The 26,963-nt window shown below is 64.6% G+C and carries 23 protein-coding genes; 20 read left to right on the top strand and 3 right to left on the bottom strand.

All coding sequences use genetic code 11. The annotated features are described in order from the left end of the window. Positions 1-139: 139 nt before the first annotated feature. The 3 genes from AC5O5I_RS15820 (at position 140) to AC5O5I_RS15810 (ending at position 4,419) form a co-directional block, all read left to right on the top strand. Positions 140-1,165 (top strand): zinc-dependent alcohol dehydrogenase family protein, encoded by a 1,026-nt coding sequence (locus AC5O5I_RS15820; RefSeq protein ID WP_172224216.1) that lies wholly within the window; start codon positions 140-142, stop codon positions 1,163-1,165. A 513-nt stretch (positions 1,166-1,678) separates the two neighbouring features. Then, positions 1,679-3,061 (top strand): hypothetical protein, encoded by a 1,383-nt coding sequence (locus AC5O5I_RS15815; RefSeq protein ID WP_172224220.1) that lies wholly within the window; start codon positions 1,679-1,681, stop codon positions 3,059-3,061. Then, positions 3,061-4,419, top strand: coding sequence for an aminotransferase class I/II-fold pyridoxal phosphate-dependent enzyme (locus AC5O5I_RS15810; protein ID WP_172224223.1), 1,359 nt, complete (start codon positions 3,061-3,063; stop codon positions 4,417-4,419). Before AC5O5I_RS15815 ends, AC5O5I_RS15810 begins: the two co-directional genes overlap by 1 nt. A gap of 99 nt (positions 4,420-4,518) precedes the next feature. Here the strand turns inward: AC5O5I_RS15810 and AC5O5I_RS15805 are convergent, their stop codons facing one another. Both AC5O5I_RS15805 and AC5O5I_RS15800 read right to left on the bottom strand, forming a co-directional pair. Beyond that, positions 4,519-5,817: an MFS transporter gene (locus tag AC5O5I_RS15805; RefSeq protein WP_172224226.1), complete on the bottom strand. Its 1,299-nt coding sequence runs from the start codon at positions 5,815-5,817 to the stop codon at positions 4,519-4,521. A gap of 66 nt (positions 5,818-5,883) precedes the next feature. Then, on the bottom strand, positions 5,884-7,197 hold the full coding sequence (locus tag AC5O5I_RS15800) for an L-fuconate dehydratase (protein ID WP_172224228.1): 1,314 nt from the start codon (positions 7,195-7,197) through the stop codon (positions 5,884-5,886). A gap of 101 nt (positions 7,198-7,298) precedes the next feature. On the opposite strand from AC5O5I_RS15800, the gene AC5O5I_RS15795 reads away from it, so the two are divergent. From AC5O5I_RS15795 to ureG, 17 genes are all read left to right on the top strand, one after another. After that, entirely contained in the window at positions 7,299-8,246 is a 948-nt protein-coding gene (locus AC5O5I_RS15795; protein WP_172287094.1) for a LysR family transcriptional regulator, read from the top strand. Positions 8,247-8,280: 34 nt separating this feature from the next. Further along, entirely contained in the window at positions 8,281-9,234 is a 954-nt protein-coding gene (locus tag AC5O5I_RS15790) for a LysR family transcriptional regulator (protein ID WP_172224234.1), read from the top strand. A gap of 300 nt (positions 9,235-9,534) precedes the next feature. After that, positions 9,535-11,076, top strand: a complete 1,542-nt coding sequence (locus tag AC5O5I_RS15785; RefSeq protein ID WP_172224242.1) for a UxaA family hydrolase — start codon at positions 9,535-9,537, stop codon at positions 11,074-11,076. A 35-nt stretch (positions 11,077-11,111) separates the two neighbouring features. After that, positions 11,112-12,170, top strand: a complete 1,059-nt coding sequence (locus AC5O5I_RS15780; RefSeq protein ID WP_494511108.1) for an Ldh family oxidoreductase — start codon at positions 11,112-11,114, stop codon at positions 12,168-12,170. 20 nt (positions 12,171-12,190) lie between these two features. Continuing rightward, positions 12,191-13,408, top strand: coding sequence for a fumarylacetoacetate hydrolase family protein (locus tag AC5O5I_RS15775; protein WP_172287097.1), 1,218 nt, complete (start codon positions 12,191-12,193; stop codon positions 13,406-13,408). A 97-nt stretch (positions 13,409-13,505) separates the two neighbouring features. Continuing rightward, a complete protein-coding gene (locus AC5O5I_RS15770) occupies positions 13,506-14,801 on the top strand; it encodes an MFS transporter (RefSeq protein ID WP_172231168.1) in 1,296 nt (431 codons plus the stop codon). Positions 14,802-14,977: 176 nt separating this feature from the next. Continuing rightward, positions 14,978-16,627, top strand: a complete 1,650-nt coding sequence (locus AC5O5I_RS15765) for a VRR-NUC domain-containing protein (protein WP_494511107.1) — start codon at positions 14,978-14,980, stop codon at positions 16,625-16,627. Beyond that, positions 16,624-18,885 carry an ATP-dependent DNA helicase gene (locus tag AC5O5I_RS15760; RefSeq protein WP_494511106.1) on the top strand — a complete coding sequence of 754 codons (2,262 nt, stop codon included), beginning with the start codon at positions 16,624-16,626 and terminating at the stop codon, positions 18,883-18,885. The genes AC5O5I_RS15765 and AC5O5I_RS15760 overlap by 4 nt, the downstream gene beginning before the upstream one ends. 216 nt (positions 18,886-19,101) lie before the next feature. Next, the gene (locus AC5O5I_RS15755) at positions 19,102-20,016 is read left to right on the top strand and encodes a site-specific integrase (protein WP_172288076.1); all 915 of its coding nucleotides are present in this window, start codon (positions 19,102-19,104) and stop codon (positions 20,014-20,016) included. A gap of 352 nt (positions 20,017-20,368) precedes the next feature. Beyond that, the gene (locus AC5O5I_RS15750; RefSeq protein WP_494511105.1) at positions 20,369-21,202 is read left to right on the top strand and encodes an urease accessory protein UreD; all 834 of its coding nucleotides are present in this window, start codon (positions 20,369-20,371) and stop codon (positions 21,200-21,202) included. 9 nt (positions 21,203-21,211) lie between these two features. Beyond that, positions 21,212-21,514, top strand: a complete 303-nt coding sequence (locus tag AC5O5I_RS15745) for an urease subunit gamma (RefSeq protein ID WP_172232227.1) — start codon at positions 21,212-21,214, stop codon at positions 21,512-21,514. A 19-nt stretch (positions 21,515-21,533) separates the two neighbouring features. Continuing rightward, positions 21,534-21,851 carry an urease subunit beta gene (locus AC5O5I_RS15740; protein WP_172232224.1) on the top strand — a complete coding sequence of 106 codons (318 nt, stop codon included), beginning with the start codon at positions 21,534-21,536 and terminating at the stop codon, positions 21,849-21,851. Beyond that, positions 21,848-23,551 carry an urease subunit alpha gene (gene ureC / locus AC5O5I_RS15735; protein WP_172288079.1) on the top strand — a complete coding sequence of 568 codons (1,704 nt, stop codon included), beginning with the start codon at positions 21,848-21,850 and terminating at the stop codon, positions 23,549-23,551. Before AC5O5I_RS15740 ends, ureC begins: the two co-directional genes overlap by 4 nt. Before the next feature lie 34 nt (positions 23,552-23,585). Continuing rightward, positions 23,586-24,083 carry an urease accessory protein UreE gene (gene ureE / locus AC5O5I_RS15730; protein ID WP_172222858.1) on the top strand — a complete coding sequence of 166 codons (498 nt, stop codon included), beginning with the start codon at positions 23,586-23,588 and terminating at the stop codon, positions 24,081-24,083. Positions 24,084-24,101: 18 nt separating this feature from the next. Continuing rightward, on the top strand, positions 24,102-24,647 hold the full coding sequence (locus AC5O5I_RS15725; RefSeq protein WP_172222855.1) for a HupE/UreJ family protein: 546 nt from the start codon (positions 24,102-24,104) through the stop codon (positions 24,645-24,647). Beyond that, positions 24,647-25,321 (top strand): urease accessory protein UreF, encoded by a 675-nt coding sequence (locus AC5O5I_RS15720; protein WP_172288526.1) that lies wholly within the window; start codon positions 24,647-24,649, stop codon positions 25,319-25,321. Before AC5O5I_RS15725 ends, AC5O5I_RS15720 begins: the two co-directional genes overlap by 1 nt. Positions 25,322-25,332: 11 nt before the next feature. Then, positions 25,333-25,956, top strand: a complete 624-nt coding sequence (gene ureG, locus AC5O5I_RS15715; protein WP_172222848.1) for an urease accessory protein UreG — start codon at positions 25,333-25,335, stop codon at positions 25,954-25,956. A gap of 225 nt (positions 25,957-26,181) precedes the next feature. Here the strand turns inward: ureG and AC5O5I_RS15710 are convergent, their stop codons facing one another. Continuing rightward, positions 26,182-26,910, bottom strand: a complete 729-nt coding sequence (locus AC5O5I_RS15710) for a DUF899 domain-containing protein (protein WP_172288524.1) — start codon at positions 26,908-26,910, stop codon at positions 26,182-26,184. Positions 26,911-26,963 lie beyond the last annotated feature (53 nt).

The following is a 26,963-nucleotide window of genomic DNA, read 5'->3' as shown; positions in this document are numbered from 1 at the left end:
TTAGGGGTACCAATCGCAGGGAAAGTCGGGTGCCCAATCGATGACAAGCATGTCGACTATTAATGACCACTGATGGTCTAACTGGAAAAGCCCGGATAAAGTCAGTGGTAATTAGAGGTTCACAAAGGCGAGGTATGCGATGTCCCGCATGATCCGTTTCCACAAGTTCGGCGCTGCCGATGTGCTCCGTTGCGAGGAGCAGGCCGAACCGTCACCGGCAAACGACGAGGTGCAGATCCGCGTCGAAGCGGTGGGCGTCAGCTGGTATGACGTGCTCTGGCGCCAGAACCTGGCGCCGTCCCAGGCGCGCCTGCCAGCGGGCATCGGCCACGAAATGGCCGGGGTGGTGACTGCGGTCGGTGAAGGGGTCGAGGACATTGCGGTGGGCGATCGGGTTGCCAGCTTCCCGGCCACCAGCGCCAACGACCACCCGGTGTATGGCGATGTCATCGTGCTGCCGCGCACGGCCATTACCCGCTACCCGGATGTGCTCACGCCGATTGAGGCCAGCGTGCACTACACGCCCCTGCTGATTGCCTATTTTGCCTACGTCGACCTGGCCCGGGCCAAGGCCGGGCAGACCGCGCTGGTCACCGATGCCAGCCATTGTGCAGGCCCTGCCTTCGTGCAGTTGGGCAAAGCCCTGGGGTTGAAGGTGTTCGCCGCTACCAAAGAGCCCGAGCAGCGTGAATACCTGCTGGGCCTGGGCGCCGACAAGGTGATCGTCACCGAAGAACAGGACCTGTTGTTGCAGGTGGGCAAGTACACCGATGGCCGTGGTGTGGACATGGTCCTTGACGGTATGGGCGGGCCGCAGATGTCGCTGTTGGGCGATGTGCTGGCGCCGCGTGGCAGCCTGGTCCTGTATGGCCTGCAAGGCGGCAACCAGACGCCGTTCCCGGCCTGTGCGGCGTTCCAGAAGAACATCCAGTTCTACGTGCACTGCATCGGCAACTTCACCGGCAAGCCGGAGCTGGGCATTAGTCAGGACCAGGTCGCCCTGCAGCGCGCCTTGCGCGATATCAACCAGTTCACTGCCGACCAGTTGCTGACACCCCAGATCATAAAGGTGTACCCGTTCGAGCAGGTCGTGGAGGCGCATCGCTACATGGACCAATGCCCCTGCGGTGGGCGGGTGGTGCTGGACATGGCGCAACACGCATAGCGGCTTGCCGTATGTGGAAACCCGGGCGAAGTCCCGGGTTTTTTGTGGCCGGCACAAAATTATTTACGCGCTGAAAATAGGAAGATTCCTACAATAAAAAGCGGAGTGCCTTACATATAATTCGATAGCTTCTGCGTTCTCGGAAATATCCCGCCAATTATTCATCCTTGAACTATTCATGCTTGCCCTTCAATCTGGTCGCGCTCCTTGGCTGAATGGTTTTTTTACCCGGATCTGTATCTTTCATTCGCACTGCATCCCTCGATAATGGCCCAATGATAGTTTGCGCAAGGAGCGTGATATGAGCATGGCTATGCCTGGGTCAATGGGGTGTGTGGCGGCTGAGGCCTGGTATGTCGGTGCGTTTTTCTCGATGGCCTGGCGACAGTGATTGATTGCGTCATTACTTCTTTACGTGTGTAGCAAATTTCTGCTGGGTAAGCGCAATACATGTTGAGTCCGAAGTGCTCGATTCTTCATGTATTGACTGCCTGAAGTTGATGAGGTGATTTCGTGACTGCTATTCACGACCAGGCAATGCAGTATATCTACCAGCAAGTACTCGAACGCTTGCTGAGTCATATGTCCCAGGCTCAGCGCGCGTCCGTGCAGTTGCTGATACAGCGGCTGCTGGTTGCCGCCGGTGGCCCTGAGTACATCGGTACCTTCCGTTTGCTGGTGCTGCAAGGCAGCGATCGGCGCAGTGTCCGGTTACTGGCCATGTTGCGCGCCGCGCAACTGAGTATCGCCCTGCGTTCTCCGGTAACCTTTCAGTTGCGGGTACTGGTGGCCAGCCTGCCAACAGCCGACAGCACCACGCTGGAGGACCATGAACGCAGTTTCAATGCCCTGTTCATGCAGGACGACTCGCGGGTGCAGTTGCAGATGATAGAGGGGCGCGAAGCGGTGGCATTCGGCAGCCGCCCCTCGGCAGACACTGAACCCTGGCTACTGGCGAGGGATGCCATGCTGATGTTCGGCCACCTGGTCGATGCCCGGCCCGAAGCCCTGCTGGGTAGCCGCCTGCACCTGGAGCTGGCGGACGCCGTGGGCTTTGCGCTGCAGGCACCTGCACCTGCCGACGCGCTGGTTACGGCCATTCCGGCGCTGCAGCGGCGCCGTTACCTCGCCTGGGCACGGCGTAACCTGCGCCTGGCAGGCGCGCGCGGCCCACATGGGCTGCAGTGCCTGGCGGCGCTGGCGCGCGGGCTGAGCCGGTTGCACGGCGCCGCCAGAATACCGCCGGCCAGTTTCGCCGAGCCGTCGGCGGGCGCGGCAGTGGATGATGCGCCGGTGCGGGTGATCGCCGTTGATGACCTGCTGCCACATTTGCTTGAGGAGCAGCCGCTGGATGCCATGCTGGGTTTTACCTTCGAGGCTGGCGCGGATGCCTGGCCGTTGGCGGCGTTCGCTGACCCGCTGGCACTGGCCCGACTGCACGAGCTGCGTGCCCGCAGTATCGAGCCCCAGGCCGGTCGCCCGGCGTTGCGGTTGGCGGGGCAGGCGGGCGATGAGCAGCGGCGCGACATGCATCAACTGCAACTCGGCAAAGCCTACGGCATCAACCAGACCCAACTGGTATGCCTGCTGTTCAGCCCCTTTGCCAGGCAGGGGAAAAATCTCGAGCGTTTTCTGTTGTGCAGGCACGCTGACATGCTGGTGGCGTTGCCGTATCTGCACAGGGCCTTGCAAGGCAAAGCCTGCCCTGATGCGGTGAAAGACTGGCTGGTGAACACCAGTGGCTTGTCGCTGCGCCAGCTACGGGTGATCTATGCAGGGCACTTGCCGCTGACCGCCTGGCGCCTGCTGAGCAACCTGGCGCGCCGCGATGCCCGCCTGCGCTTGCTGCCGCGGCCGCTGTTGGCGCGGCGGCGCGGTTTTGCGGGGCAGTATTGATGGGGCGAGCGGCCCCCGGGGAGTTCGCCTACCGCAAGGTTTATCGCTACCTGGAGGCGTTGATCGACCAGGCAGCGGGTGCCTCCCCTTGCCGGTTACCGTCGTTGCGTGCGCTGTCCCGGCGGCTGCGGGTATCGTTGGTCACGGTGCAGAGTGCCTACAACCTGCTGGAGGAGGAGGGCCGCGTGCAGTGCCTGCCACGGTCGGGGTACTACGTGCTGGGCGCAGGCAAACAGGAGGCTGTGGCCATGCCCCGACAGCCGCCCTTGCCCGTTCAGCCAGTGCTGGAGCGGGCCTTGCTCGCCCACGAACGGCGCATGGCCCGCCAGCGTGCCGCCAGCGCTGCGCCGTGGGAGGCGCTTGGCAGTGCGCGGCTGCGCAATGCGGTTGCAGAACGTTATACCCGCTCTTCCAACCAGTACTGGCGTGCTGATGACGTGCAACTGGCCCCGGATGTACTGGCGCTGCTGGAGACGCTGCTGGCAGCGCTGGCCCTGCACGGCACCACCGTGCTGGTACATTCGCCCTGTTGCTGGCAGGTGTTGGGCGCCTTGGCGCGCGCGGGCATGCGCGTGCTGGAGGTGCCACTGGACAGCCGTGGCAACCCGGACTTGCGTGCCCTGGCCAGTTTGCTGAGGAGCGAACCTGTGCGCATGCTGGTAATGCCGTCGTGTCTGGGCACGCCACAGGGCCGGCTGTTTTCCTCGTACCACCTGCAGCAGCTTGGCCAGTTGCTTGGCCAACACCCGGTATGGCTGTTGGAAAACGACCTGGACAGTGAACTGTGTTTCAGCGGGCCGCCGCACGCACGCCTGCGCGACTGGATCGACCCGCGTTGGCTGTTGGTAGTTGGGGCGTTCGAGGCTGCAGTGGGGGCCGAGGCGCCGTATGCCTATGTACTGGGCCATGACGGCGCGCTGGCCAAGGCGTTCGGCGAACGTGCGTTCCGGCTGGCGCCGCTGCGCCTGCAAGCGCTTGCGCACATGCTGGGCAAAGGTGAAATCGAGACGCAGCTGGCACAGCTGCGCACCCAGTTGCAAAGGCGTACGCAAAGCCTGGCGCGTGCGCTGGAGCTGCAGTTTGGCCCGCGGGTGGCGTTGGAAATACCTCAGGGCGGGCGAACGCTGTGGGTTCGCTTTCACCAACCGCTGCCGTGGGCTGAGGTAGTTGTTGCGCTGGCAGGTTCGGCCTTGCATGCCCTACCGGGTACGCAGTTCAGCCTGCAGGGGCGTTACCAGCAGTACCTGGCGCTGGTGTGGCTGGGGGATGACCCAGACGATCTGCAGCAGGCGGTGGAGCGCTTGGCGCAGGTGCTGGAGCTGCGTTGCGGGCGGCCTGCGAAAGGTGCTTGCCGCTAGATATGCAGCGCCTGTGAGCTCGAGCGCTGCATACCTTACGGCAAACACTTCTCAGCCCTTATGCAATCTCCAGACAGGCCGACCCGCTCAGCTACGCAGTCACTCCTGCCCCTGGCGCAAGCGCGTACTGACCAGCGCTGCAAACAGCAGCAACGCCGCAATGATCCACAACCCGTTGCGAGTACTGCCAGTGGTCTGCTCAATCACCCCCATCACTGACGGCCCGACAAACCCGCCCAGCAGGCCGCAGGTGGTGACGAACGCCAGGCCAGCCGCCAGTGCGTTACCGCTCAGGCGGCTGGAAGGGAAGACGAAGATGATCGACTGCACCACGAACAGCATCAGGGCGGTCAGTGAAAAACCGATCAGCCCGATGAACGAATTGCTCAGCGACGCCAGCAGCAACCCCGCCGCCATGGTCAGCAGGCCGAAGAACAAAAGCGTGCGGCAGCGCCGGGGGGAGGTGGCCAGCCGTGGCAAGGTGGCGGCGCCGATGGCGGCAGCAATCCACGGCACCGCAGTCAGCAAGCCGACCTGGAAAGGCGATAGCGCTGCGTAGGTACCGATGATGCCCGGCAGAAAGAAAATCACCGTGTAGATGGTGATCTGGTGCACGAAGTACACCACGATCGCCAGCCAGGTCTGCCGGTCGCGGAACATCTGCCCCAGTTTGCTCTGCTGCGGTGCGTCCGCCCGCTCGGCGGCCAGGCGCCGTTCGATGTGCTGGGCGTCGGAGGCCGACAGCCAGGGCGCTGCGGCGGGCCCGTCAGGTAGCTTCTTCCAGACCACGTAGGCCAGGGCCACGGCGGGTAGCCCTTCGAGCACGAACAACCACTGCCAGCCATGCCAGCCCATAACCCCGTCCATTTCCAGCAGGGCACCCCCCAGCGGCCCGCTGAGGATATTGGCCAGGCACACGCCCAGCAGGAAGTAACCGGTGGCGCGGGCGCGCTGTTCGCGGTCGAACCAGTAGGTGAGGTACAGCATTACACCGGGGAACAGGCCTGCTTCGGCAACCCCCAGCAACAAGCGCATGATGTAGAACGAGGTTTCGCCCTGGACGAAGGCCATGCCCGCCGACAGCACGCCCCAGGTGATCATGATGCGGGTGATCCAGAAGCGCGCGCCCACTCGGTGCATTATCAGGTTGCTGGGCACTTCGGCCAAGGCATAAGTCAGGAAGAACAGGCCGGCGCCCAGGCCATAGGCTGCTGCCGACAGGCCCAGGTCCACACCCATGCTGGCCTTGGCCAGGGCGATGTTGGTGCGGTCAAGAAAGCTCATCACGTAGACCACGATGAGCAGTGGCATCAATTTGCGCAGCAGCAAGCCGTTCAGGCGCTGCTCGGTGGAGGCGGCAGGGGCCGAGGCCGCTGCGCTGCCGGTGAGGGTTGTCATTGTTTTTTTCCCCGATGAAAGTGCTGGTGGTGTGCCGCACACGGTCGGCACATCCAGGTCTGAGGGTCAGGAACGGTTGATGTCGAGCCACACCGCGCCATTGGGGTACTGATAGCGCTCCAGGGTTTCGGCATGCATTTCGATGCTGTAGCCGGGGCGTTGCGGGGGCATGTAGCGCCCGCGGCGGATCACCACCGGGTCGATGAAGTGCTCGTGCAAGTGGTCGACGTACTCCAGTACCCGGTTGTGCAGCGAGGCAGACACTGCGATGAAATCGAACAGTGCGATGTTCTGCACATATTCGCACAGCCCGACACCACCGCCATGCGGGCACACCGGCACGTCGTACTTGGCAGCCATCAGCAGCACGATCAGCACCTCATTCAGCCCACCGAGACGGGCGGCGTCCAGCTGGCAGAAGTCCAGCGCACCGGCCTGGAACATCTGCTTGAACATCACCCGGTTGTGGCAATGCTCGCCCGTGGCGACGCCGATCGGGGCAATGCGTTGGCGGATGGTGGCATGGCCGAGAATGTCGTCCGGGCTGGTCGGCTCTTCGATCCACAACGGCTCGAAGGCCGCCAGGCGGCGCATGTTGGCGACTGATTCGTCTACTCCCCAGACCTGGTTGGCATCCATCATCAGGGTCCGCTCCCAGCCGATTTCATCGCGCAGGATGCTGGCGCGGCGAATGTCCTCTTCCAGGTCTGCGCCGATCTTCTGCTTGATATGCGTCCAGCCGTCCTCCACAGCTTCGCGGGCCAGCGTGCGCATTTTTTCTTCGCTGTAGCCCAGCCAGCCCGGGGCGGTGGTGTAGCCGGGGTAGCCTTCGCGCAGCATCTGCGCCTCGCGCTGGGGTTTGCCGGGAGCCTGGCGGCGCAGCAGGGCGATGGCTTCTTCGGGGGTGAGCACGTCGGTGACGTAGCTGAAGTCCAGGCAGCGCACCAGCTGCTCGGGCGTCATGTCGGCCAGCAGTTTCCACACCGGCTTGCCTTCGTGCTTGGCCCACAGATCCCACACGGCATTGACGATGGCCGCGGTGGCCAGGTGGATCACGCCCTTTTCCGGGCCCAGCCAGCGTAACTGGCTGTCGCTGACCGTGAAGCGGTGCCAGAAGCCGCCCATGTCGGCGGTGATTTCTTCGAGGGTGAGGCCGACGATCAACGGCGCCAGCGACTGCACCGCCGCCGCGCAAATCTCGTTGCCACGGCCGATGGTGAAGGTCAGGCCATGGCCTTCAAGGGCTTCGGCGTCGGTGTGCAGTACTACGTAGGCGGCCGAATAGTCGGGGGCGCTGTTCATGGCATCGGAGCCATCCAGCGACAGCGAAGTGGGGAAACGGATGTCGCGAACGCTGAGGTGGGTAATGCGTATGCTCATGGTCGGCTCTTGTTCTGCTCAGGCACTGGGAGCACTGACTGTAGGTTGTGCATTGATACAGGCATAATCGCCAATTCTTAATCAGCGATACCGGATTCGATATGCCTCGCTTGCCACCCGACAGCGCCCAGGCGCCTGCCAGCCTCGGCGCGTTGAAGATTTCCAGCCGCCAGATAACGCTGCTCAATGCCCTGGGCGAATTTGCCAACCTGCGCCGTGCTGCGGCCGCGATGCACACCACGCAACCGGCGGCCAGCCTGCTGCTGCAGCAACTTGAGGAGCGCCTGGGCGTGCGCTTGTTCGAACGCTTGCCGCGCGGGATGCAGGCCACGCTGTATGGCGAGGTGATGATCCGCTATGCGCAAAACGCGCTGCATGAGTTTGAGCATGCCCAGGCGCAAATCGCCGAGCTGACGCGCGGGGCACTGGGCCTGGTGCGGGTGGGCAGTGTCATGGGCCCGGTGCCGGGTGTGCTGACCAGGGCGGTGCTGGCCTACAAACGCGACCACCCCAAGGTGCGCATCTCTCTGGAAGTCGGCACCAGCGATACCTTGCTGCCGGCCTTGCTGCGCGGCGATTTCGACATGGTGGTCGGGCGCCTGCCAGACCAGAGCGACAGCCAGGACCTGAACATCGAGTTGTTCGATGGCGGTGAGCAGATGCGCGTGATTGCCCGCGCCGGCCACCCGTTGGCAGCGGTCACCGAGTTGCAACTGGCCGACCTGGTCGCCCAGACGTGGATCCTGCACCCCATTGGCAGCCCGATGCGCCGCCGCGTCGAAAGTGCCTTGCAGGCCGGCGGCATGGTGCAGTCGCTGGATATCGTCGAGACTGCCTCGATCCTGGCCACCACGGCCATGCTTGAAGCGTCCGAGATGATCGCGGTGGTGCCCAATGACGTGGCCGAGCATTATGCCCGCTACGGCATGGTTGCCATCCTGCCGGTGGAGTTGCCTTTGGCCATGGCCAACCTGGGCGTGCTGACCCTGCGCTCGCGGCCCGACTCGGTTGCCCTGGCCACCTTGCTGCGCTACTTGCGGGCGCAATAACCCTGCCTTTTCACTTGCCTGAGGCCCTGCGTCGATGCCGCCGGACATGACCCATTCCAGCTTTTGCAACTGGATCCGCTACAAGCACCTGGTGCTGATCGACACCTTGGCGCGCACCCGCAACATGCACGCCACCGCCACCCGCATGAACCTCAGTCAGCCGGCACTGAGCAAGATGCTGCGGGACCTGGAGGAGCAGTTCGGCTTCGCCTTGTTCGAGCGCCTGCCGCGCAGCATGCCGCCCACCGAGCTGGGCGAATATGTGGTGCGTTACGCCCAGGGCGCACTGGCCGAGTCGCAGCAGTTCGTCGACCAGGTCAACCGCCTGCGCAACGGCGGGCACGGCTTTATCCGTGTCGGCGGGATTTTTGCCGCTACCGCGCAGGTACTGCCGCAGGCCATTGCCGCCATCAAGGCCCGCAGCCCGTTGCTGTCGATCGAGGTGGTGGAGCATTCCAGCGACCACCTGCTGACCATGCTCGAACAGAACAAGCTCGACATCATGATCGGCCGGTTCACCGAAGAGCGTTTCAGCCAGCTGTTCGACTTCCAGCCCCTGGAGCCCGAGCCTTTCAGCCTGGTGGTCAACAGCGAACACCCGCTCAACCAGCTGCACAGCACGCCTCTGGCGGCGCTGGGTGACTGGCCATGGGTGTTGTACCCGGTCGGCACGCCGATCCGCAATCGCCTGGAGCAGGCATTCCGGGTGGCCGGTCTGGCCACGCCCGCCGACAGCGTGGAAACCATCAGCATGCCGATGTTCCTGCAACTGCTGCAATCGGCGCCGATGATCGCCATGCTGCCGCGCTCGATGGTTGCCGCGCAGTTGGCCAGCGGCCAGCTCAAGGAACTGCGCAGCCCATTGCACCTGGCGGCCCTGGAGTATGGCGTGGTCACCCGCAAGGATGAGCCACTGAGCGCTTCGGCCCGAGCCTTTGTCGAGATTCTGCTGGAGGGGGCGCGGCGGCGTCGGGAGGGCCAGTGCTGAACAGCCATGAGCGCTGAGACATTGAGGTGGAGATTCTAGGGTCTTTGGGAGGTTGCGTCAGGGCTGACAGGTGCTTGCCACAGCATTTGTCAGCCCTCATGCGATCACTGCAGGAGCTGGCCTGCCTGCGAAGCAGCCCTGAAGGCCCTACCGGCGATCGCCAATCTCATCTCTCCACTGCCTCCCGATAACCCCAGGTTATCGTTCGATCGGATCATCTCATTGGGAATGTCGCACAAGGCTTCTTACAGTAGGTGGCAGCCATAAAAAGAAGCCAGCCGCGCCGTCCTGAGAGGTCCCATGCAACTGATTGCCAAAACAGGTGACCTTGCCGTCATCCGCCTCAACCCGCTGGACAACGTGCTCATCGCCCGCCAGGCCCTGGCGCAAGGCCTGCGCCTGGACACCGAGGCCATTACCGTGCGCCAGCCGATTCCCTCCGGCCACAAAGTGGCCACCGAGCGCGTTGAGCAGGGCCAACCGCTACGCCGCTACGGTCAGATCATCGGTTTTGCTTCACAGCCGATCGACGCCGGCGACCATGTGCATGTGCACAACGTGCAGATGGGCGACTTTGCCCGTGACTATGCCTTTGGCGTCGATACCCGCACCCAGCCGAGCAGTCAGGCGCAGTTCCAGGGCATCGTGCGCGCCGATGGCCGGGTCGCGACGCGCAACTACATCGGCATCCTTACCTCGGTGAACTGCTCGGCAACTGTCGCCCGCGCCGTAGCCGACCATTTCCGTCGGGACATCCACCCCGAGGCGCTGGCCGCTTACCCGAACATCGACGGCGTGGTGGCCCTGACCCACGGTGCCGGCTGCGCAGTAGACCCAAGCGGTGAGGCACTTGGCCTGTTGCGCCGCACCTTGGCCGGGTACGCCGTGCATGCCAATTTCGCCGCCGTGCTGATCATTGGCCTGGGTTGCGAAACCAATCAGATCGACAGCCTGCTGGAAACCCAAGGCCTGCAGGCCAGTGCGCAGCTGCGCACCTTCACCATCCAAGGTATCGGCGGCACCTCGAAAACCATCGCGGCCGGTATCGAGCAGGTCTGCGGGCTACTGGCCCAGGCCAATCAGGTCCGACGCCAGCCGGTCAGCGCACGGCACCTGGTGGTCGGCCTGCAATGTGGCGGCTCCGACGGTTACTCGGGGATCACTGCCAACCCGGCACTGGGTAATGCCGTCGACCGCCTGGTGGCGGCAGGGGGTACCGCGATCCTGTCCGAGACCCCGGAAATCTACGGCGCCGAGCACTTGCTGACCCGCCGTGCAGTCAGCCGAGAGGTGGGCGAGAAGCTGCTAGCGCGCATTCGCTGGTGGGAGGACTACTGCAGGCGCATGAACGCCGAACTGAACAACAACCCTTCGGCCGGCAACAAGGCCGGGGGCCTGACCACCATCCTCGAGAAATCGCTGGGCGCGGTGGCCAAGGCCGGCTCCAGCAATCTGGTCGATGTGTACCAATACGCGCAACCCGTGCGTGCCCACGGCCTGGTGTTCATGGATACCCCCGGGTACGACCCGGTTTCGGCCACCGGCCAGGTGGCGGGTGGGGCCAACCTGATCGCTTTCACCACCGGGCGTGGCTCGGCCTACGGCTGCGCCCCGGCGCCGTCGATCAAGCTGGCCACCAACAACCGCGTGTTCGAACACCAGGAGGAGGACATGGACGTCAACTGCGGCGGCATCGCCGACGGCTCCACCAGCATCGAGGAGCGCGGCGCTTACATCTTCGAGCAAATGCTGCGCATTGCTTCCGGGGCACGCAGCAAAAGCGAACAGCACGGCTATGGGCAAAACGAATTCGTGCCCTGGCAGATCGGCGCCGTGACCTGATCGAGCGCACTCGTCCCGTTTAAAAGGCAACCACAATGACTCAAACCACAGATTACAACGTGCAAGCGCTCACCATCTTTGTCGAGCAGCTGTTCGTGAAAGCCGGTGCCGATGCCGAAGTCGCCCAGGTGGTGACCCGGGTGCTGCTCGAAGGCGAACTGCTGGGGCACCGTACCCATGGCCTGAACCTGGTCAGCCGTTACATCGGCGGTATGCTCGACGGGCAGGTCAAGGCTCGCGCCCAGGCGCTCGAACAAGTCTCGGACGGTGGTGTCTCCAGCCTGTTCGATGGCCATTATGTGTTGGGGCCGTATTGCGTCAGCCGCGCCCTGGACTGCGCGGCAAAGGGCGCGACCGAGCAGGGCATCGGAATCGCCGTGGTACGCCGCGCCGCGCATATCGGCTGCCTGGCGGCCTACCTGAAGCCCTACACAGACCAGGGCCTGGTGGCGATGGTGTATTCCTCGGACCCGTCGGTGGGCCTGGTCTGTGCTCACGGCGGCGTCGACCCGGTCTACACCCCGAATCCGATTGCTGCCGGTATCCCGACCCGGGGTGACCCGATTTTGCTGGATGTGAGCATGTCCACCGTCACCCTCGGCCTGGTCGGCCAGTGCCGCGATGCCGGTAGCCGCCTGCCGCACCCGGTGCTGGTGAGCAACGACGGCCAGCTGAGTGACGACCCGCACGACTTCTACACCAGCCCGCAAGGCAGCATCCTGCCCCTGGGCGGCCAGGCCTTTGGCCACAAGGGTTTCGCCCTGGCGCTTCTGGTGGAAGCCCTGACCTCGGGGCTGGCCGGCCACGGACGCAAGGATGCCCCGGACCAGTGGGGGGCGTCGGCCACTGCGGTGGTCATCGACCCGCGGTTCTTCGGCGGGCTGGACGCGTTCACCGACGAAGCCAGCTTCCTCGGTCGACTGGTTCTCGCCAGCCGCCCGCTCGACCCTGAGCGCCCGGTGCGACTGCCTGGGCAGGCCGGGCTCGCGCTGCGCCGGCAGGCCCTGGAGCACGGCCTGAAGCTTGCGCCGCAGCTGGTGGCCGACCTTGACCGCCTGGCCGCGCAGCTGCAACTGCCAGCACTTTCCCAATAAATCACAACAAGGGTACATCGATGACTGATCGATCAGACGCCAAGCAACTGTTGCTCCTGAGTCACGATACCAGCGCGTTTGAATGCGGCAGCTGGGTAGGGCGGGTCTGGCTGCCGGACCAGGGCCCCGCGGTGGTGCTGGTAAAAGCAGGTGCCGTGTACGACATCAGCGGCCACGTGGCGACCGTTTCGGCCCTGCTGGAAGTGGCCGACCCGGTGGCCTACCTGCGTGCCTTGCCGCTGGCCAGGCCGTTGGCCGGGCTGCAGGCGCTGCTGGACAACAGCGACCCGGCCCGGCGCGACCTGCGCCAGCCATGGTTGCTGGCGCCCATCGACCTGCAGGCGGTCAAGGCCGCTGGCGTGACCTTCGCCGCCAGCCTGCTGGAGCGTGTAGTGGAAGAGCAGGCCAAGGGCGACCCGGCCAAGGCCGACGCCATCCGTGACACCCTGGCCAGCCGCATCGGCGCCGACCTGTCGCAGATCGTCCCGGGCTCGGCCCAGGCCGAAGCGCTGCGCAAGGTGCTGGTGGAGCAGGGCTTGTGGTCGCAATACCTGGAAGTGGGCATTGGCCCGGATGCCGAGGTGTTCACCAAGGCCCAGCCGCTGTCGGCGGTCGGCCACGGCGCCAACATCGGCATTCACCCCAAGTCCAGCTGGAACAACCCGGAACCCGAAGTGGTGCTTGCGGTTTCCAGCGATGGCAGCATCAAGGGCGCGATGCTGGGCAATGACGTCAACCTGCGCGATTTCGAAGGGCGCAGTGCCTTGCTGCTGTCCAAGGCCAAGGACAACAATGCATCAACCGCCCTGGGCCCGCTGCTGCGGCTGTTCGACGAAAGCTTTGGCCTGGATGATGTGCGCAATGCCGAAGTCGACTTGCGGGTCGAAGGCGAAGACGGTTTCGTCCTGTCCGGGCGCAGTTCCATGCGCCAGATCAGCCGCGACCCGCAGGATCTGGTGCAGCAGACCCTCAACGAAAACCATCAATATCCCGACGGCCTGGTGCTGTTCCTCGGTACCCTGTTCGCGCCCAAGCAGGACCGCGACCAGCCGGGCAACGGTTTCACCCACAAGGCGGGCGACGTTGTGAGCATCAGCAACCCGCAACTGGGTACCCTGTGCAACCGCGTGACCACCAGCGACGTGGCACCGCGATGGGAGTTCGGCCTGCGCGCGCTGATCGACAGCCTTGGCCGACGCGGCCTGCTGCAAGTGGCTACAACCGCGCGCCAGCCCTGAGCGGCGCGTTTCTCCAGGGAGGGGCGGCATGCACGACGGATCGCCGAGGCGCTGATAGCGCGGCAACAATAATAATAAAGGTCATCACATGAACCCTATGAAGAAGTACCAACGCATCACCGTTGTGTTCCTGCTGCTGATCGGCATCGTCAATTACCTGGACCGTAGTGCGCTGTCGATCGCCAACACCTCGATCCAGAAAGACATGATGATCAGCCCTTCGCAGATGGGCATCCTGTTGTCGGCGTTCTCCATTGCCTATGCCTTTGCCCAGCTGCCCATGGGCATGATCATCGACCGCCTGGGCAGCAAGGTCGCCCTCGGCGCCTCGCTGCTGGGCTGGTCGGTGGCCCAGGCGGCGTTCGGCATGGTCAACAGCTTTGCCGGCTTCATGGGCCTGCGTGTGTTGCTGGGGATTGGCGAGGCGCCGATGTTCCCGTCGGCGGCCAAGGCCCTGTCGGAGTGGTTCGACGCCAACGAGCGCGGTACCCCGACCGGTCTGGTCTGGTCCTCGACCTGCCTTGGCCCGTGCCTGGCACCGCCCTTGCTGACGCTGTTCATGGTCAACTTCGGCTGGCGCGGCATGTTCATCATCACCGGCGTGATTGGTATGGTGCTGGCGGTGTGCTGGCTGAGTTTCTACAAGAGCAAGGCGCGCTACCTGGCAGACCTGGCAGCTGCAGGCGAGCCGCTGCCGCGTGAGCAGCAGACGCCGGCAGCTGCCGAGCAGGCACCGAAGGCCTCTTACTTCGCTGGCTGGCTCGATTTGTTCAAGCACCGCAGCACCTGGGGCGCGGTACTGGGCTTCATGGGCGTGATCTACATGCTCTGGCTGCACCTGACCTGGCTGCCCGGCTACTTCGAGCGCGAGCACGGCCTGGACCTGTACAAGACTGCCTGGGTGGTATCGCTGGCCTATGGCTTCGGCGCGGCGGGCACCATCGTTGCCGGGCGCTTCTGCGACAGGCTGGTGAAGCGCGGCATGAGCGTGCTGGGCAGCCGCAAGTTCAGTGTCATCACCGGCCTGGTACTGGCGGCGCTGTTCACCTTGCCGCTGTCGTTCGTCAGCGGCCTGACCGGCTGCATCATCCTGCTGTGCCTGGCGCTGTTCAGCATCAACATGGCCAGCGCCACCGCCTGGATGATCGTCAACACCATCGTCGACAGCCAGCGCGTCGCCTCGTTTGGCTCGATCCAGAACTTCGGCGGCTACATTGCCGGCTCGGTGGCGCCGATCGTCACCGGTTTCAGCATCCAGTACTCGGGTTCGTTCAACACCGCGTTCATGATCAGCGCGGTGGTGGCGCTGTGCTCGGCGGTGGCGTACTTCCTGCTGTTGCAGGCACCGATTGGCAGTGCCAAGCCCCAGGCTGCCGGCCTGGCCGTAGTGTAGGAGCGGCCTGACGTCGCGATGGGCTGCGCAGCAGCCCCAACATCCCGAACCCGCCACATGAATCCGAGGGGCTGCTGCGCGGCCCTTCCGGCACACCGACCTGACCCACGGCACTTGCCAGTCAGGCAGGTCTGTATGTATAACCAGTGCCTGTCCCCGTTACCCGATCTCGCCCCGTGATTGCCCACTCTGTCGACGACCCGTTCTACTACCTGCACAATTTCCGCCAGGTGCTGCTGTGGGTCGAGCAGCGTTACGAAGACCTGCTCGACGATCAGGAACTGTACTTCATCCGTACATTCAGCCAACTGGACGCGCCTGCCCAGGCCTTGATGGTGCGCATGGTCATGCGCAAAGGAGAGCTGTTTCGCAGCGATCGCCTGGACTATGCCGAAATCGGCGATACCTGGCAGGCGCTGCAGCCTTTGCAGGCCTTGGGTTGGGTGCGTGAACCCGAACAACTGGCGCTGGAGCAGCTGTTCGTCTTGCTGCGCAAGGACGAACTGGCGCGCTGTTTTGCCCGGCAACTAAGCCGCCCCCGTGCCACCAAGCATGAACTGCTGGCACAACTGCAAGCCCTGGAGCTGGCAGCCCGGCCGCTGGCCGAGTGGTTCCCGGACAGCGAGGTGCGCATCCTGCACTGGTGCCTGCAACCGCTGTGCGACCGCATGCGCCTGCTGTTTTTCGGCAACCTGTACCAGGACTGGTCAGACTTCGTGCTCGCTGATCTCGGCCTGCTGCGCTACGAGCAGGTGCCGTTCAGCACCGATTCACGCGCCTTGCAGCAACGTGCCGAAGTCGATCTGGCGATGGCCTTGCACCAGTGCGCCGAGCGCCTGGAGCAGGGCGACGACCCGGTCGCGATCCTGGCGGCGATGCAGGGCCTGCACAGCGACAATCCATGGCTGAGCAGGCGCCATGCGCGTTTGCAGTTCGCCCTGGGCCAGCAATGCGAGCGCCTGGGCGACTGGGCCCAGGCCCTGGCCGTGTACGCGCAGTGCAGCCATGCCCAGGCGCGCATTCGTCAGGTGCGGGTGCTGGAGCGTAGCGAGCAATGGCCGCAGGCCCATGCGCTGGCGTTGCAACTGGCGGCGGCGCCGGCCAACGCACTCGAGGTGCAGGCGCTTGAGCGCATGCTGCCGCGCCTGGCGCGCAAGCTTGGCGGTCCGCCACAGCGGCGCCAGCGGGTCGCGCCACTTGAGCTGATCGAGCTGGAGCTGCCCCGCGAGCACGCCGCGCTGGGCGTGGAAGAAGCCGTGCGTCAGCACCTCGCCGAAGCGGGTGGGCATGTGCATTACGTGGAGAACACGCTGCTCAACAGCCTGTTCGGCCTGCTGTGCTGGGAGGCGATCTTCGCCCCGGTAGCTGGCGCGTTCTTCAACCCGTTCCAGTCTGCACCCCAGGACCTGCACGACAGCGACTTCCAGCAGCGGCGAAGCGCCGTGTTCGAACGCTGCCTGGGGCGCCTTGACGATGGCAGCCATCGCCAGGCGATTCTCGATTGCTACGCGGCCAAACAAGGCTTGCAGTCACCGTTCGTGTTCTGGTCCATGCTCAGCGAGGCGCTGCTGCAGCAGGCGCTGGCGTGCCTGCCGGCCGCTCAGCTGAAACACTGCTTCGTGCGCCTGCTGCAGGACATTCGCAACAACCGCGCCGGTATGCCCGACCTGATCCAGTTCTGGCCCGAGCAGGGTCGCTATCGCATGGTCGAGGTCAAGGGCCCCGGCGACCGCCTGCAGGACAATCAGCTACGCTGGCTGGAGTTCTGCAGGGCCAACGGGCTGGCGGTCGCGGTGTGCCATGTGCGTTGGAGCGAGGCGTCTTGAGCTACAGCGTGGCAGTGCGCGCCCTCTGCGAGTTCAGCGCCAAGGTCGGCGACCTGGACCTGCGCTTCACGCCATCGCCGTCCGCCCAGGAAGGCATCGAAGGGCACCGGCGGGTAGTGGCGCGGCGCGCTGCTGGTTACCAGTCGGAAATCGCCCTCGAAGGCCAGTTCGACACCCTGCGGGTGCGCGGCCGCGCCGACGGCTACGACCCGGCCCACAACCGCCTGGAAGAGATCAAGACCTACCGCGGTGACCTGACGCGCCAGCCCGCCAATCACCGCCAGTTGCACTGGGCGCAAGCCAAGGTCTACGGCTGGTTGATGTGTCAGGCACGGCAACTGCCCGCCATCGAGGTGGCGCTGGTTTACCTGGATGTCGACAGCGACGGCCAGACGCTGATCAGCCAGCACTGCACGGCTGACGAGCTGCAGGCCTTTTTTGAAACCCAGTGCCAGCGTTTTCTGGCCTGGGCCCAGTATCAGCAGCGGCGCATGGCCGAACGTAACGATGGGCTACAGGCATTGGGCTTTCCCTATGCCCAGTTCCGCCAGGGCCAGCGGCAACTGGCCGAAACACTGTACAAGGCGGTGAGCACCGGCCGCTGCCTGATGGCCCAGGCCAGCACCGGCATCGGCAAGACGCTCGGTACCTTGTTCCCGCTGCTCAAGGCCATGGCGCCGCAGCAACTGGACAAGCTGTTCTTCCTCACCGCCAAGACGCCGGGCAGGGCACTGGCCCTCGATGCCATGCACCAGATTACCGCTGCCACGCCGCAGCCGGCCTTGCGCACACTGGAGCTGATTGCTCGCGACAAGGCCTGCGAATACCCCGACAAAGCCTGCCATGGCGAGTCCTGCCCATTGGCCGCAGGCTTCTACGACCGCCTGCCTGCAGCGCGCGAGGCCGCGGCGGCCGTGCCCTTGCTGGACCGTGCCAAGCTGCGCGAAGTGGCGTTGGCGCACCAGGTGTGCCCCTATTACCTGGGCCAGGAGATGGCGCGCTGGGTGGATGTGCTGGTCGCCGACTACAACTACTACTTTGATGCGCATGCGTTGCTGTTCGGCCTGACTCAGCTGAACCAGTGGCGCGTCGCGGTGCTGGTGGACGAGGCGCACAACCTGGTCGAGCGCGGGCGCAACATGTACAGCGCCAGCCTTGACCAGGGCCAGCTGCTGGCCTTGCGCCAAAGCAAGCCACACGGGCTGGTCAGCGCGCTGGACCGGTTGAACCGTCAGTGGAACGCGCTGTACAAAGAGCAGCGTGCGCCCTACAAGGCCAGCGAGTCGCTGCCTGAATCCTTGTTGCGTGCCCTGCAGCAGTGCATCGGGCTGATCCAGGAGCAGATGAACCAGTCGCCCGCGCACATGGACCCGCAGGTTTTGCAGTTCTTCTATCAGGCGTTGCAGTTCAGCCGGGTTGCTGAACTGTTTGACGAGCATTTTCTGTTCGACATCAGCCAGCGCCAAGGCCCGCGCAAGCGCCGACTGGCGACCCTGTGCCTGCGCAACGTCACCCCGGCACGCCTGCTGGCCCCGCGCATGCAAGCGGCACGAAGTGTGACGCTGTTTTCTGCCACGCTGAGTCCGCGGCACTTCTACAGCGACCTGCTGGGCATGCCGGCCGACACCGCGTGGCTGGAGGTGGCGGCGCCATTTCGACCCGAGCAGCTGGAAGTACGCATTGCCAGCCAGGTCTCCACCCGCTACCAGCAGCGCCAGGCCTCACTGGCACCCATTGTCGAGCTGATTGCCCGCCAGTATGAACAGATGCCGGGCAACTATCTGGCATTCTTCAGCAGCTTTGAATACCTGCAGCAGGTAGCCGGGTTGCTGGCCGAGCAGCATGTGCAGATTCCCATATGGGCGCAGCAACCGGGCATGGATGAAGCGGCGCGCCAGACGTTTCTGGATCGGTTCGTCACCGATGGCCAGGGCATCGGCTTCGCCGTATTGGGCGGTGCTTTTGGCGAAGGCGTGGATTTGCCGGGGACGCGGCTGATCGGTGCATTCGTTGCCACGCTCGGGCTGCCCCAGGTCAACCCGGTCAATGAGCAGTTCAAGCAGCGGCTGGGGCGCCAGTTTGGTGCGGGCTTCGATTACGCCTATCTGTACCCCGGCGTGCGCAAGGTGATCCAGGCGGCCGGTCGGGTCATTCGGGGCGATCAGGATCGTGGTGTGCTGGTGCTGATCGATGAGCGCTTTGCCGAACCGAGGGTACAGCAGATGTTCCCGGGCTGGTGGCCGGCAGCGATAGGCTGATCCGGTGGGCGGGCCTTGGTTCGTTCAGGGCTGCAATTGGGGTAAGATCACGACCCGTGCCAGTTTCAAACGCCTTGCATATCAAGGTGATGGCACTTCTTTGAGTCCGCATGACGTGCAGTACGGTCATCGAGACTCGCTCGTCTGTCGTTATGACTTGCTTCAGAGTTTGGCCGTTGCGCTGGCGGCCCGACGCACCGCTACAGGATTCACGTTTTGTCCGACCTCTCGAAAAACCCGCTGCTGCAGTACATGGCCCGTCTGGCCCCATCCAGCCAGCAAACCATGCGCTACATTCTTCAGGACGCCGCCGACCGGCTGGGCTTTGTCGACTGCAACCTCGTCGAGGTGCCCTGGCATCGGCTGGAGCCCGGCCATGTGATCGCCCTGGTGGCGGCCCTGCGCACCGACGGCTATGCGCCCAACAGTTCGTCGCTATACGTCAACGCCATTCGCGGGGTGATGAACGAAGCCTGGCGCCAGGGCCTGATCGACCATGAGCAGTTGTTGCGCATTCGCGAGGTCAAGCCGGCCACCGGCAGCCGCCTGCCGCCAGGGCGCAACCTGCGCCGCAGCCTGATCCGCGAACTGATGGACGTGTGTGCGGCGGACCCGCGGCCGCAGGGGGTGCGCGACGCAGCGATCATTGCCTTGTTGTACGGCACTGGCATGCGCAAGTCGGAATCGGTGGACATCGACCTGGATCAGGTTGATTTCGAGGCGCGTAGCCTCCAGGTGCTGGGCAAGGGCAACCGCCAGCTGATCAAGTATGCGCCGCCCTGGGCGTTTGAAAAGCTGCAGGCGTGGCTGGACCTGCGCCGCGAAGACCTGCCGGCAGGGGCCGAAGACGACGCGTTCCTGTTCAACCGCATCCGTCGTGGCAGCCACATCACCCGCGCGCGGATCACCAAGCATGCGATCTACTACATCGCCCGCCAGCGCGGTGCGCAGGTGGGGGTGAAGATCATGCCGCATGACTTTCGCCGCGCGTTTATTACCCGGGTGATCGAAGAGCATGACCTGTCGATTGCGCAGAAGCTGGCGCACCATGCCAATATCCAGACCACGGCCAGTTATGACCGGCGTGATGACAACGAACGCCGGCGTGCGGTGGACCGGTTCGACTACTGACTTTCAGTGTTTTTTTGGGGGGGGTGCAGTAGGATTGCATCAGGGCTGACAGGTGCCTGCCACAACATGTGCAGCGCCTGTGAGATCGAGCGCCGCCCGCGCGGCGCTCGGTCTCACAGGCGCTGCAGATGCTGTGGCGACCACCTGGCACCCCAAACACAATATCCCCCGTACGCCCCATTCCAGAGCGCCCGCAAAAAATAGTTTCATCTTCATTCACCTGCGGAGTTGGCCCGCAACCTGCTATATCCAGCCTGCGAATTTGATCGAGTGGTCAGGCCGCAGGCGCTGCCAAGCGCCCACGGCGGACCCTCTAAACGGCCAGCAGGCCACGGATTTCAGGGGCCGCAGGATGTCGCTCGCGGAGCAGATCGAACAACAACAGGATGCCGCAGGCTGGAGCGCCCATCTGCAGCTGCGCTTCGTCAAGCGCGACGGTGTGACCCGCCTTGGTGCGCGGCGGCATTTCGGTCCTCTTTTGGTGCAGCGGCCTTTCTATCCTGAAGGTCCGCCATGCCACGTCTATGTGCTGCACCCACCTGGCGGCATCGTCGCTGGCGATCGCCTGGAACTGGAGATTCATCTGGAGCCTGGCAGCCACGCACTGCTGACCATGCCCGGCGCCAGCAAGTTCTACCGCAGCATCGGCCCCACCGCGCGCCTTGCGCAGCGCTTCCACCTGGCCAGCGGTAGCACGCTGGAATGGCTGCCACAGGACAGCATCTTTTTTTCTGGCGCTCGCGCCAGCCTCGACAGCCGTTTCACCCTTGAGCCCGGGGCCCGCCTGCTGGCGTGGGAAACCCTGTGCCTGGGTCGCCCGGTGATGAACGAGCGTTTCGAGCAGGGCGCCCTGGACAGCCGGCTGCACATCGAGCTGGCCGATGAAATCGGCCTGCATGAGCGGCTGCGTATCGAAGGCGGGCAGTTGGACAAGCTTGGCGGGCACCCGCTGCTCGCCACCTTCTGTGCCGCACCTGCCGACCAGGCGCTACTGGAACAGGTGCGCCCGCTGCTCGAAGCACTGGGCAACCCGGCCGGTGCGACCCTGCTCGGCTCTTTGCTGGTGATCCGCCTGCTCGACCATGACAACCAACACCTGCAACACACCCTGCAACGCCTGTGGCATGTACTGCGCCCGGCCGTCCTCGGCCTGCCCGCCTGCCCGCCGCGTATCTGGGCCACCTGAGAGAGCGCCATGGAGCTGACCCCAAGAGAGAAAGACAAACTGCTGCTGTTCACCGCCGCGTTGCTGGCTGAACGGCGCCTGGCCCGTGGTCTGAAGCTCAACTACCCGGAGGCCGTAGCGTTGATCAGTGCCGCAGTGCTGGAGGGCGCCCGCGATGGCCGCACCGTCGCTGAACTGATGAGCCTGGGGCGCGAAGTGCTGAGCCGCGACCAGGTAATGCCCGGTATAGCTGAAATGCTCCCCGATGTGCAGGTCGAAGCGACGTTCCCGGATGGCACCAAGCTGGTGACCGTGCATGACCCCATTGTCTGAAACTGCCCCGGAGCCTTGCATGATCCCAGGTGAAATACAGGTCGCCAGCGGCGACATCGAACTGAATTGCGGCCGTGAAACGGTCAGCGTTTGCGTGGCCAACCATGGCGACCGCCCGGTACAGGTCGGCTCGCATTACCACTTTCATGAAGTCAACCAGGCGCTGGTGTTCGACCGCGCGCCGACCCTGGGCTTTCGCCTGGACATTCCTGCCGGCACCGCCGTGCGCTTCGAGCCCGGTCAGGCGCGGACCGTGCAGTTGGTGGCGTACGCCGGCAAGCGCGTGGTCTACGGCTTTCAGGGCAAGGTGATGGGCCCGCTGGAGGGCAGGGCATGAGCCGTATTTCCCGTCAGGCCTATGCCGACATGTTCGGCCCGACCGTGGGTGACCGTGTGCGCCTGGCCGACACCGCGCTGTGGGTCGAGGTCGAAAAGGACTTCACGGTGTATGGCGAAGAGGTGAAGTTCGGCGGCGGCAAGGTTATCCGTGATGGCATGGGGCAAGGCCAGATGCTGGCCGCCGAGGCCATGGACCTGGTGCTGACCAACGCCTTGATCATCGACCACTGGGGCATCGTCAAAGCGGATATCGGCATCAAGCACGGGCGCATCGCAGTGATCGGCAAGGCCGGCAACCCGGACGTGCAGCCGGGCGTCAACGTGCCGGTCGGCCCGGGTACCGAAGTGATTGCGGCCGAGGGCAAGATCGTCACCGCCGGCGGCGTCGACTCGCATATCCATTTCATCTGCCCGCAGCAAGTTGACGAGGCACTGAACAGCGGCGTCACCACCTTTATTGGTGGCGGCACCGGGCCGGCCACTGGCACCAACGCCACCACCTGCACCCCCGGCCCCTGGTACCTGGCGCGCATGCTCCAGGCCGCCGACAGCCTGCCGATCAACATCGGCCTGCTGGGCAAGGGCAATGCCTCGCGACCTGAAGCGCTGCGCGAGCAGATCGCCGCCGGTGCGGTGGGCCTGAAGCTGCATGAAGACTGGGGTTCGACGCCGGCCGCCATCGACTGCTGCCTGGGCGTGGCCGAGGAAATGGACATTCAGGTGGCGATCCACACCGACACCCTCAACGAGTCCGGCTGTATCGAGGACACCCTGGCCGCCATCGGCGACCGCACCATTCACACCTTTCACACCGAAGGTGCTGGGGGTGGCCATGCACCGGACATCATCCGCGCGGCGGGACAGGCCAACGTGCTGCCGTCCTCGACCAATCCGACTTTGCCGTACACGGTCAATACCGTGGACGAGCATCTGGACATGCTGATGGTGTGCCATCACCTTGACCCGAGCATTGCCGAGGACGTGGCCTTCGCCGAGTCGCGCATTCGCCGTGAAACCATCGCTGCCGAGGACATCCTGCACGACATGGGCGCCTTTGCCATGACGTCGTCCGACTCCCAGGCCATGGGCCGGGTCGGCGAGGTGGTGCTGCGTACCTGGCAGGTCGCTCACCAGATGAAGCTGCGCCGCGGGCCGCTGGCACCGGATACCGACTACAGCGACAACTTCCGGGTCAAACGCTACATCGCCAAGTACACCATCAACCCGGCGCTGACCCATGGCATCGCGCACGAGGTAGGGTCGCTGGAGGCTGGCAAGCTGGCCGACCTGGTGCTGTGGTCGCCGGCGTTCTTTGCGGTCAAGCCGGCCCTGGTGATCAAGGGCGGCATGATCGTCACCGCGCCCATGGGCGACATCAATGGCTCTATCCCGACGCCGCAACCGGTGCACTACCGGCCGATGTTCGGCGCCCTTGGCGCAGCGCGGCATGCCACCCGCATGACGTTCCTGCCGCAGGCAGCGATGGACCGCGGCCTGGCCGAGGAACTGAACCTGCGCAGTCTGATCGGCGTGGTCAACGGCTGCCGTCGGGTGCGCAAGCCGGACATGCTCCACAACACCTTGCAGCCGCTGATCGAGGTCGATGCGCAGACCTACCAGGTGCGTGCCGATGGCCAACTGCTGGTCTGCGAGCCTGCCACGGAACTGCCGCTGGCGCAGCGCTACTTCTTGTTCTGAAACCTGTTCTGAAGCCCGTTTTGAAGGAGCACCGATGATTGTCCTGACCCGCCGTATTACCGAGCCCGGACAGCTAAACGAGACCGGCACCGTTACCCTCGATGTCGACAGCCGCATCAAGAGCCGCCTGCGGGTAACCCTTGATGATGGCCGCGAAGCCGGGCTGATGCTGGAGCGCGGCCACCTGCTGCGCGGCGGTGAGCTGTTGGCGGATGCTGATGGCACCCAGCTGATCCGCGTGCTGGCCGCGCCCGAGGCGGTGTCCACCGTGCGCTGCGCCGACCCGCATCTGCTGGCCCGTGCGGCCTACCACCTGGGCAACCGCCATGTCCCGCTGCAGATCGAGCCTGGCCTGCTGCGCTTCCAGCACGATCATGTACTGGACGACATGCTGCGCGGGCTTGGTCTGACGGTGCAAGCCGAACAGGCCCCGTTCGAGCCTGAAGCCGGCGCCTACCAGAGTGCGCCACATGGCCACAGCCATGGCCACGGCCACGATCACCCGTTCGTGCGCCTGCCTGCCCATTCCTGATCTGCCCTGGAGCAACCGATGAAAAAGACTTTCGCCCTGTTTCTGCTGATGTTGGCACTGCCAGCCTTTGCCCACCCCGGGCACGATGGCAACCCCCTGCAAGACGGCCTGCTGCACCCCTTGACCGGCCTTGACCACCTGTTGATGTTGCTGGGCACCGGCGTGCTCGCCGCGCTGACCCGGCGCAGCCTGACGCTGCCGCTGGCCACCCTGGCGGCGATGTTCGGGGGCGCGGTGTGTGGCCACCTGTTCGGCGACGTGCTGGGCATGGAGAGCATGATCGCCGTGTCGCTGCTGGTGGCTGCCGGGGCTGTACTGCTACCAAGCCGTCAAGTACTGATGGCCATGGCCATGCCGGTATTCGCCCTGTTCCATGGCTGGGCTCATGGCGTGGAGGCAACACCGAGCGCGTTCTGGCAGTTCAGCGCCGGTTTCGTGATGGTCAGTGGCCTGTTGCTTGCGGCTGGCTTCGCTGTCGGTTGCCTGCTGCGCCGGCACAGCGGCCTGCAGAAAGCGTTCGGCGGTGGCCTGCTGGCCGGCGCGGCACTGGTGCTGGCCGGTTGATGAGCAGCGACCTGGCGTTACTGCGCCTGCTGCAGCTGGCCAGCCCCGGTTTGCCGGTGGGTGGCTTCACCTACTCGCAAGGCCTGGAATGGGCGGTAGAGGCGGGCTGGGTGCGGGACGTAAGCGGTTTCGCTGCCTGGCAGCGCGAGCAGCTCCACGACACCCTGGCCCACCTTGACTGGCCGGTGATGGCGCGCCTGTACCACGCCTGCCAGGCCGCGGACCCCGAGGCCTTCGGCCATTGGAGCCGCTTTCTGCTGGCCAACCGCGAAACCGCCGAGCTGCGCCTGGAAGAACAACAGCGTGGCGCGGCGCTGGCGCGGTTGCTTGACGGTTGGCAACTCGGCCAAGTGCCGGCCTGGCGCGCGAGCCTGGAGCTGACCCAATTGGGCGGCATGGCCTGGCTGGCGGCGCACTGGGCCATCCCGCTGCGCCAGCTGGCCTTGGGCCACGGCTTTGCCTGGCTGGAGGGCGCGGTCATGGCCGGGGTCAAGCTGGTGCCGTTCGGCCAGCAGGCGGCGCAGACACTGCTGCACGACCTGGGCGCAGATTTGCCCGCCGCGCTCGACCAGGCACTGACCCTGGGCGACGACCAACTCGGTGGCGGCCTGCCATTGCTGGCCATTGCTTCATCGCGTCATGAAACCCAATACACCCGTTTGTTCCGTTCTTGAGGACTGCCTGCATGCAAAGCTATCAACAACCCCTGCGCGTCGGTGTCGGCGGCCCGGTCGGCTCTGGCAAGACCGCATTGCTGGAAGCGCTGTGCAAAGCCATGCGCGACCGTTACCAGATCGCTGTGGTGACCAACGATATCTACACCAAGGAAGATCAGCGCATTCTCACCGAAGCCGGTGCCCTGGAGCCGGAGCGCATCGTCGGCGTAGAAACCGGCGGCTGCCCGCACACGGCCATCCGTGAAGACGCTTCGATGAACCTGGCGGCGGTCGAAGCGCTGGCGCGCAAGTTTGGCAACCTGGAGGTGATTTTCGTTGAAAGCGGCGGTGACAACCTCAGCGCCACATTCAGCCCGGAGCTGGCCGACCTGACCATCTACGTGATCGACGTGGCCGAGGGCGAGAAGATCCCGCGCAAGGGCGGCCCGGGCATCACCAAGTCGGATTTCCTGGTGATCAACAAGACCGACCTGGCGCCTTATGTCGGCGCTTCGCTTGAGGTAATGGCGAGCGATACCCGGCGCATGCGCCCGCAGCGGCCGTGGACCTTCAGCAACCTGAAGAAGGGCGAGGGGTTGCAGGCGGTGATCGATTTCATCGTCGAGCGCGGGATGCTGGGTGTGCGCGCATAATGGCATACCGGGCCTGCACATGACTTACTGATTTGGCAGGGACCCTGTGGGAGCGGGCGTGCCCGCGAACACCGGCGCAGCCGGTGCCATGCACCGCGTGGGATTCTTCGCGGGCGCGCCCGCTCCCACAGGGTACGCGGAGTGCCCAGCATCAGTTCCCTGTACGACAGCGCAGCCCAATGGGCCGGGAACCCTCCTGCAGCCGCTCCGCGTATGGGTTTGATATCAGTTGTGGCAGCAGTGGGGCTTGTCGGGCTGCCCTTCGTAGCGGTCATGATGGCGAACCCAATCCATGGTCCCGGCTTCGTTGCGACCCAGCGGCGCGATGTCGAGGAAGTTGTAGGTATTGACCAGGATATCCAGCCCCCGGGCGTAGGTTGAATAGGTGTGGTACACGCTACCGTCCGCCTCGCGGTAGAAGGCACTCAAGCCGGGCAACTCGCTTTCGTTGCCGTCATACGCTTCATAGTTGTACTGCCTTTCACCTTCGCTGCCGACACTGACACCAAAGTCCTCGTTGAAGCCGCTGCCATTCGACGAATACCAGGGGAATCGCCAGCCCATTCGCTGGCGGAATGCCTGGAACTCGTGATACGGCGCCCGCGACACGGCCACCAGCGACACGTCGTGGTGGGCCAGGTGCAGGTTGGCACCGTCGAAGTGGTCGGCCAGGAACGAGCAACCGGGGCAGCCCTCGCTCCAGCCTTCCACGAACATGAAATGGTACAGCAGCAACTGGCTGCGGCCTGCAAACAGGTCCGCCAGGCCAAGTTCGCCGTCTGGCCCGTGGAAGCGATAGTCGTGTGCGACCTTGACCCAAGGCAGGGCGCGACGGGCGGCGGCCAGTGCGTCGCGGTGGTGGGTGAAGGCTTTTTCGTGCAGCCACAGCTGCCGGCGGGCCGCCAGCCATTGGCTGCGGTCAACCACCGGGTGCCTGTTTTCGCTTGTGCTCATGGTGCTGTCTCCACGCTTGGGGGATTCACACACTAGTCGAGCATGACCAAGCC

Source organism: Pseudomonas sp. 9_2_1, assembly GCF_059295275.1.
The sequence above is the reverse complement of the archived record's forward strand: the minus strand, read 5'-3'. Positions and strand labels throughout refer to the sequence as shown.